The following is a 1772-nucleotide window of genomic DNA, read 5'->3' on the forward strand; positions in this document are numbered from 1 at the left end:
GGCTTGGCTCTAGTAGTAATCCCGATAACGTACATGGTGTAAGAATTAACATTGAACCATTCAACTCAAACATTTATATAGATATTTTATATCAACATGACCTTTGTGATATTACCCATGCACGCACTTTTGCTGAAAGTTTGGTTAAGGCTATAAATTTACTGGCATAAACTAATAAAAACTGGAGGATAAAACAATCATCCAGTTTTTTCAAATTATAGTAACGTCATATTCGTGCCGGTAATATGATAACACAATGTTACTAGCCACTGTTATGCTAGTTATAGTATTTAAGATCATGAGACTCTTATTGGATTGCCGGTAAACAACACACAAGGATATTGTAGAAAGATTCTCAGATAATTATAATTATCAATACCTTTTACTTGAAATAGTTTACTATCCATTTTATAAGGAAAGTTACTCAATAGCCGGGGCATTATCATGAATTTTATGAAGAATTATTTTGTTCTTATTTTAGTTGGATTTGCAGGATTTATTTCAGCAGCCGATAATTGGGTTGCTTCACTTCTTTTACCTAGTATGTCAGAAGATTTTGCAATTTCAATTTCACAAGCAAGCATCGTTTTGACCGCATATTTAATCCCATATGGCGTACTTCAACCGATTTATGGGTACTATAGCGATCGTTATGGGCGTAAGAATATATTGTTATTACTGATGTTTTTTTTATCATTATCTACCTTATTGTGCTCGATAGCTCCCACTATTATTTTACTTACAGTATGTAGGTTTATCACTGGATTATTTGCAGCAGGGATTATCGCTGTTTCATTAGGGATTTTAGGTGAGCTATACAAAAAAGAAATTTTAACTAAATTGGTCGGACTTTTTCTTGGTTTAATATTTTTAGGTCAGGGATTAAGTTCAGCAGTTGGCGGATGGTTAATTGAAATTAGTAATTGGAGAAATATATTTATATTGTTTTCAATATTATCTCTTCTATCATTTCTTTCTATATTTTTTTTGCCTTCCAGTGGTTTTATCAATACACAAAAATCGGCATTTATTAAAGCTATTTTTTCGTTATTAAAAAAGAGCACATTGCGTAAAATTTACTTTCTTGCATTTTGCAATGGCTTTATTGTCCTTGGAACTTATTCTTATATAGGTGCTTATTTTTCAACTGCTCTTGGGGTTGATTATAAATATGTTGGTGTTGGTCTTATGTTATTTGGCATTGTCTGCTTTTTGACAGGGTTCCTTAACAGATTATTATTAAAAGATTTTTCAAATCGGAAAATATTAATGTATGGGTTCTCTTGTTCAATAATGTCGTTACTCTTGCTCATATGCCATAATATTATTCTGACTTATATAGCAACAATGCTGCTTGGAATGGGATATATTTTAGTTCAATCAATTCTTGCAAGTCGAGCGCTTGATCTTGCATTAAACGATAAAGGTCTGTCATCAGGTATTATTGGTGTTGCCATTTTTGGCGGTGGTGGGATCGGTACTTATCTCGGTAGCCTAGTCTTGAATATATCTAACTATCAAATTTTATTTTTATTATTTCTTTGCTTAATTGTCGTTCCACTGTTGATTTCTATGGGTAGTAAAGATATCTAAAAATAGCATAATCAACTAGAATTGGATTCTAGTAACAATGTGATGATAGATGTAGATTTGATTAAATAGAATCCTTTTAAAATCAGGCCCTCAACGAACTTTGCATTTATTTTTTTATTTATCCTAAATATAAAATTATTTTTATTGAAGTTAAGTAAGCTTATCACATTGAAATCTAG

General features: G+C 31.2%; 1 protein-coding gene. It reads left to right on the forward strand.

What is annotated here, in order from left to right:
* The first annotated feature begins 444 nt into the window (after positions 1 to 444).
* Positions 445 to 1593, forward strand: coding sequence for an MFS transporter (locus A9G30_RS10645; protein WP_081295822.1), 1149 nt, complete (start codon positions 445 to 447; stop codon positions 1591 to 1593).
* Positions 1594 to 1772 lie beyond the last annotated feature (179 nt).

It is taken from the genome of Gilliamella sp. Fer4-1, from assembly GCF_001690515.1.
In the GTDB taxonomy this organism is placed as follows: Bacteria; Pseudomonadota; Gammaproteobacteria; order Enterobacterales; family Orbaceae; genus Gilliamella; species Gilliamella apicola_C.

What these genes read in the sequence shown, in the direction of transcription:
- A9G30_RS10645 (WP_081295822.1), top strand. Translation starts at nt 445, where the DNA reads ATGAATTTTATGAAGAATTATTTTGTTCTTATTTTAGTTGGATTTGCA.